General features: G+C 34.6%; 7 protein-coding genes. 5 read left to right on the forward strand and 2 right to left on the reverse strand.

Annotation, left to right across the window (positions count from 1 at the left end):
- The first annotated feature begins 119 nt into the window (after positions 1–119).
- The 3 genes from mobQ (at position 120) to MTX11_RS16075 (ending at position 3,709) form a co-directional block, all read left to right on the forward strand.
- Positions 120–1,775, forward strand: coding sequence for a MobQ family relaxase (gene mobQ, locus MTX11_RS16065; protein ID WP_243475578.1), 1,656 nt, complete (start codon positions 120–122; stop codon positions 1,773–1,775).
- A gap of 708 nt (positions 1,776–2,483) precedes the next feature.
- Positions 2,484–3,425 carry a replication initiation protein gene (locus MTX11_RS16070; protein ID WP_020846814.1) on the forward strand — a complete coding sequence of 314 codons (942 nt, stop codon included), beginning with the start codon at positions 2,484–2,486 and terminating at the stop codon, positions 3,423–3,425.
- Positions 3,422–3,709 carry a hypothetical protein gene (locus MTX11_RS16075; protein WP_243475576.1) on the forward strand — a complete coding sequence of 96 codons (288 nt, stop codon included), beginning with the start codon at positions 3,422–3,424 and terminating at the stop codon, positions 3,707–3,709. Before MTX11_RS16070 ends, MTX11_RS16075 begins: the two co-directional genes overlap by 4 nt.
- A 234-nt stretch (positions 3,710–3,943) precedes the next feature.
- Here the strand turns inward: MTX11_RS16075 and MTX11_RS16080 are convergent, their stop codons facing one another.
- On the reverse strand, positions 3,944–4,648 hold the full coding sequence (locus tag MTX11_RS16080) for an SAM-dependent methyltransferase (RefSeq protein ID WP_243475577.1): 705 nt from the start codon (positions 4,646–4,648) through the stop codon (positions 3,944–3,946).
- Between the two features lie 222 nt (positions 4,649–4,870).
- On the opposite strand from MTX11_RS16080, the gene MTX11_RS16085 reads away from it, so the two are divergent.
- The gene (locus tag MTX11_RS16085; RefSeq protein ID WP_000557944.1) at positions 4,871–5,134 is read left to right on the forward strand and encodes a type II toxin-antitoxin system Phd/YefM family antitoxin; all 264 of its coding nucleotides are present in this window, start codon (positions 4,871–4,873) and stop codon (positions 5,132–5,134) included.
- Entirely contained in the window at positions 5,121–5,384 is a 264-nt protein-coding gene (locus tag MTX11_RS16090; RefSeq protein WP_000184943.1) for a Txe/YoeB family addiction module toxin, read from the forward strand. The genes MTX11_RS16085 and MTX11_RS16090 overlap by 14 nt, the downstream gene beginning before the upstream one ends.
- A gap of 61 nt (positions 5,385–5,445) precedes the next feature.
- Here MTX11_RS16090 and MTX11_RS16095 read toward each other — a convergent pair whose 3' ends face one another.
- On the reverse strand, positions 5,446–5,748 hold the full coding sequence (locus tag MTX11_RS16095) for a hypothetical protein (RefSeq protein ID WP_000110201.1): 303 nt from the start codon (positions 5,746–5,748) through the stop codon (positions 5,446–5,448).
- Positions 5,749–5,918: the final 170 nt, after the last annotated feature.

Raw genomic sequence — 5,918 nt, forward strand, 5'->3', positions numbered from 1 at the left:
GCACTTAGCCATTGGATTTCATCCAATGGTGCGACAAGGGGTAAATCCCCTTTGTAATCCCCTGACCAACATATACATGTTGGTAATTTCGATAAATCGAAATAAAGAGCAAAAGCAAAATGGCGATATATCATTTTTCAGTTAAAACGATTAGTAGAGGTAATGGACGATCAGCCGTTGCTTGTGCTGCATATCGTTCAAGTGAAAAATTGGTATGTGATTTTTATGGAAAAGAACAAGACTACACAAGAAAAACTGGTGTCGAATTTACAAAAATCTATGCACCTGAAAATACAAATACTGAGTTACTCAAGCGCCAAACACTTTGGAATGAAGTCGAAAAGGTTGAACGTAGAAAAGATGCATTACTTGCAAGAGAGTTTGAGATTGCATTTCCCAGTGAGTTAAACGCTGAACAGCGTGAAAATATGCTCAATGAACTTTGCCGAAACCTCGTTAAAAAATACGGTGTCATCGTTGATGCTGCTATTCATGCACCTCATACAGACAGTGGAAGTGATGAACGCAACTACCATGCACACATCATGTTCACAACCCGAAGTATTAATGAGCATGGTGGCTTTTCAGCAAAAAAATATAGGGACTTTAGTCGTGACAATGGCACAGAAACTGTAAGCCACTGGAGAGAATCATTTGCAGAATTATGCAATCACCACCTGAAACAAAATGGATTTGATGAACGTGTCGATCACAGAAGTTATGAAGACCAGGAAAGTGACCTAGAAGCAACTCAGCACGAAGGTCCTCAAGCGACATACCTCCGGAGACGAGGAATATTTACAGAAATTAGTCTGAAAAATGATGAAATTAAGCTACGTAATTTAAAAATCAAAAAGGTCATCGCACTGGATGAAAACATCAAAGTATCTGAGGATCTTGTTCAAAAAGTACGAAGTGAGCTTCAGTTTCAATACTCTCAAGCTGAGTATTTAGAAAAAACTTCTCAGAAACTTTCTGAATTCCAAAATGAAGAATTATCAAAATTAACAACAAAATTAAACACGATGAGTTCTGCAATATCAGAACTACGCAAAAAAGAGCCTTTATTTTTTAAAACAAAATGGATCAATCAAATAAATGACCTGATCGACCAACACAACACCCAACTAGACATCCAAAAGCATATTTCTGGTCTTAGTGAAATAGAAAAAAAAGAGAGATATTCTGATCATTTAAATAAATGGACAGAAGAAAATCAGCTGCTCCAGCCTAAAAAGTCTTTTGCAAAATTTGACGAACCGAACATCACTGTTAAACAACGAAAACTTAATGATCAAATTTCAAATATAGATCATCAAATTTCTGAAATATCACGCAGAGAAACTGAGTATCAAGAGTATGTACGCGATCAAAGACTGGAGATCATAAATAGTTATATATTTGAAGAAGATAACTATGGAAATAAATACTTTAGTCCTCAAAATGGTGAAAAACAGAAACGATTATATGCAAAAGAAATGGAAGAGCTAAAAATCCAAAAAATGCATGCAGATTTTATAAAACCAATTGAGGTAGAAGCAGAGCAAGAATTTGCCAAAAAAAGAGCGATACAGCTCGAAAACGACCGAAAAGATCATGAATTGAGGGAACAGCAGTTGCGTAAAGAACGAGAACAACAAGAACAACTCTATGAGCAAGAAAGGCGAGAACAAGAACATATGGCATTTTTAAGACGCCAAGAATTGGAGAAACAGCAGAAAAATGAGCCTAAAAAGCCAGAACAAGACAATGATAACGATTACACACCTTGGTAAACCCTGTTTAAACGCAAAAAACCGGGGTTTTTAGCGACTTTTGATAGAAATACAGTAAAACTATAGTTGATAAAAATAAAATCGCTTAAAACGCAAATGAGAGCCTTTTAGCGAGTGTCTACGAGCGACACAACGAAAGGTTGCTTATTCCCCCTCTGAAAAACCGTTTTTTATTGAATTACTGGGGACAGTGATTAGCGAGTGTCTACGAGCGAAGTATTGATGCTTTTGCTCGTCAAAAAGCATGAGCATAGCGAATGCATTATTCATGTTTTGCTTTTTGAATCCTTGATCATATATGCAAAAAACTGCCCCCACGAAGCGAGTGAAACGAGCTTCAATAGAGTACGAGCTTTAGCGAGTACCAAGGGCAGTTTTAATAACTCACTTTGGAAATAAATTCCCTTTTATTCTTTTAAAAAGCTTTTAAAAGCTTTTAGACCCCCCTATAAACCACGCCTAGCAATGCTTTCAGACTTTAAAAAACTACTTTTACCGGACATTAAACTACAAATGCCGGACAAAATGGACTTAAAAAACTACTTTTACCGGACATAGAAACTACTTTTACCGGACATTAAACTACAAGAAAAAGTTTGTAGTTTTGTTAAAAAACTACAAAAATAGTAGTCAAAAAATAAACGACAATGTATGTTTAAGCTACATAAATACCAATGTAGTTAGTTAGTTTTTTGGGGTTGTAGTTATATGGACGAAAATAAAAAAACATATCCTCTGAGCTGGGTTGTTATGCAAAACAATGTTCAAGAATGCTTTAAGAGTATGAACATTGATGAAAAACGAATGTTAATACTTGCTAGCCCAATTGCTAGAACCACTGATGCAACTGAAAAAGACCGAATTATGATTACGGCAGAAGAGTTTGCTAGAGAATGTGGCATTAAAACGCATTCCGCATATACGCAGTTAGAACTAGCCAGCAAGAATCTACTTAAAAGAAATTTCTCTTATAACAATGAAAGAGGAAAAAAGGTGCTGTCGAATTGGGTGATTGATTGCACTTATGAAGACGGAGGGATAGCTATACGTTTCCCTGAAATCGTTCTACTGATGTTAAAAGAGTTTGATAAATTAAACCCTTATACAAAATATAAAAAAGATATCGTACTAAGTTTGAAAAAAGATTACTCATTCGATCTTTATCATTTAGCTAAAAAGCATCAAGCAATGGGACAATTTGAAATGTCCTTAGAACATATAAAAAATGAGCTGGGTTTGCCCAAATCTTATGACAAACTCTGTAATTTAAAAGACCGAGTAATGAAGCCTTCATTAAATGAGATTACAACTAATACAGATATTGAACTCACTTATGAAAATGTAAAAAAAGGGCGTTCAGTAGTTGGCTTTAAATTTATAGTGAAAGAAAAACCTAAGCCAAAATTAATAGCGCCTCAGCGAGATCAAAGAACTATAGATATGTTCTGCAATTTATCTGATGCTCAAATTAACAAGTACAGCACTATTTTATCTAAACTTTCTGAGCTATCAGACCTCAGTAATTTCCCAGACTACCCGACATTTGCCCTCTGGATTAGTGGCATCTTACGAGATCCGAAAAGTGTAAGAGAGGAAACAACAAAACGGATTTTTAAAGCTCTTCATAGCAAGACGGATTTTAAACCATGAGAACTAAGGCTGAATTAGATGCAATGAGTCATCAAGAACTCAAAGATTATGAGCAAAGTTTACTTGCTCTGTGGACACCAAGAATGGCTATTGAAAGTGACATTGAAAGGTTAAGCACTCATCACAGCGAATTATTAGGGGTTTTTAATCAATTAAAGAATCCGGATGCACCTAAAAATTCACGTTTAAAAGATTCAATCTTGTCTCTGAAATATAAAATCGAATCGCTTGAAGGTAAGTTGAGTGATCTTATTCAAGATAATCGCTTAAATTCTGCAGATTGAATTATTCAGTTTATTTAATCAAAATCGTGGAACATTGATTAAAGACTAGGCGTGGAACGTGAAAAGTAATAAAAAAAGCCCAGTCATTGACGACTGGGCTAGAAAATTGAAACTACAGCGTTGAATTTTCACGAGAATTATAACACATTTCGTATAAGGTGTATTATGTTAATTTTAGGAAAAATAAATACTGGATAGCTTTATACCCTCCATATTTTATTAAAGATTTTTGGCTTATATCTTCCTAATTTTCATAACTTGGTTCGCATTTTTTTGGAACTCATAAGAGACTGAGGATTCTTCACAGATATATCCATCAGCAAGTAAATCATCTTTGAGTTGCTGTAAATGTTCATAATAATTTCCGCTCATATCTACTAGAGGAAATATTCTTAGTTCCTGACTAGTAACTCTCAATAATTCCTTAATTGTGTCGTAGTGGAACTGATAGCTAAGTCTGCTTGCATAAGTAAATAGAAAATGAGCCGAAAGAGTAATATCAAATGCATGATCGGCAAAAGGAAGAGAAGGTAATTCAACAGCTACATACCTTTCAGGAGCTTGTTGCATATGCTTAGAACAGTCATTTAAGGCTTGGGATCTAGTTTTTCTCAAACTTTCAATATCTTCAAAAAAATTCCAAATATAATTTTGTTTCACTTTTTGGATTTCATTAGCTGTATGTTCAATATCGTGCAATCCCTTTTGTTTTAATGCTTGATGCTCAAAAAAATAAACAATATCAGCAGAAGTTGAATCAATTCCTTTTTGCCTAGCAATAGCTGTAAATGAACAAGCTCCAGCAGGGCAATCTAGAACTTTTTTGTCCTTCAAACTCTCTAGCGATAAATTAAACATTTTCATGTATTCATCAAATGTTCTTCCAATAAATACAACTCTATTTATATCTAATTCTTTAGAAATCAATTTTCTGTCCATAAAGTAATTTTAAAATTGTGTTTAAGATATAACCTCCAATTAAATATTTTAAAAGATGAAAAATCATCTAATTTCAAACTCATTTAACATAATGGAGGTTATACGAAATTGACAATATGTACAGGATTCTGTACATTTAGGATTGTAAAGTTTCAATCACTACCGCCTAGGTAGTCTAGCTAGCAGCGTTTTGACGCAGCTTACCCTATGAGGGATAGATATATGCATGTATTTACATATACGGACGCACGTAACAATTTAAAATCTGTTTTAGATAAAGTAATTGATGATGTAGACGTTGCTTTTATTACAAGAAAAGAAGGTGGCCATGCTGTAGTAATGGGACAAGATCATTACGATAGCTTAATGGAAACGTTATATCTCCTTTCATCTCCAAATAATGCAAGTCGTTTAAATGAATCAATTGCTCAATTACGTGCAGGGAAAACAAAACACAGAGAGTTGATTGAGGATGACGAATCGTAACGTCGAATGGACTGATAATGCCTGGGATGAATATATCTATTGGCAGACACAGGATAAAAAGATACTTAAGCGTATTAATACCTTAATCAAAGAATGTCAGCGAACACCTTTTGAGGGAACAGGAAAACCAGAACCTTTAAAAGCTAATCTTTCAGGATTTTGGAGTCGTAGGATTGATGAAAAGCATAGATTAGTTTATGAAGTGACAGATGAACGAATCTCTATAATTCAATGTCGATTCCATTACTAACAAGATCCCCTATTTTTAGGGGATTGTTTTTTTATTTAATACAAAATCTCATATGCGAAATTTAGGTGTTATTCCATATAACGCCATTAAAAAGATCTTTATCTTTCTGCCTATTTTCTTCAGTCTTACTTTCCGTGCTTAAAAACTTTTCAAAATCGGTTAGTTGACCCTTAAAAGATTCATCATTTTTCAGTTTGTTTAGAACCCAAGCTCCCAGTAGAATTTTACGTCTAGTATCATCTTTTCTTTGTCGATCAGAATTTTTCTTTTTTTCACGAGCAGCAATAGCTTGTTTTTGTGCTTTTAGTTGTCTTAATCGTTCTTCTTGCTTTGCAATTTTTTGCTCTAAAGTTTCAACACTCATACCATCACCATCTCAAGGAATCCCCCTCAAGCATAGGTCTGTTTGAATTGAAATTCAAGACAGCCCATGCTATCGTGGTTTTCCCCGAAGGGCGCACTTAGCCATTGGATTTCATCCAATGGTGCGACAAGGGGTAAATCCCCTTTGTAATCCCCTGACCAACATATACA

This window comes from Acinetobacter lwoffii, assembly GCF_022809915.1.
Classification (GTDB): Bacteria; Pseudomonadota; Gammaproteobacteria; order Pseudomonadales; family Moraxellaceae; genus Acinetobacter; species Acinetobacter lwoffii_M.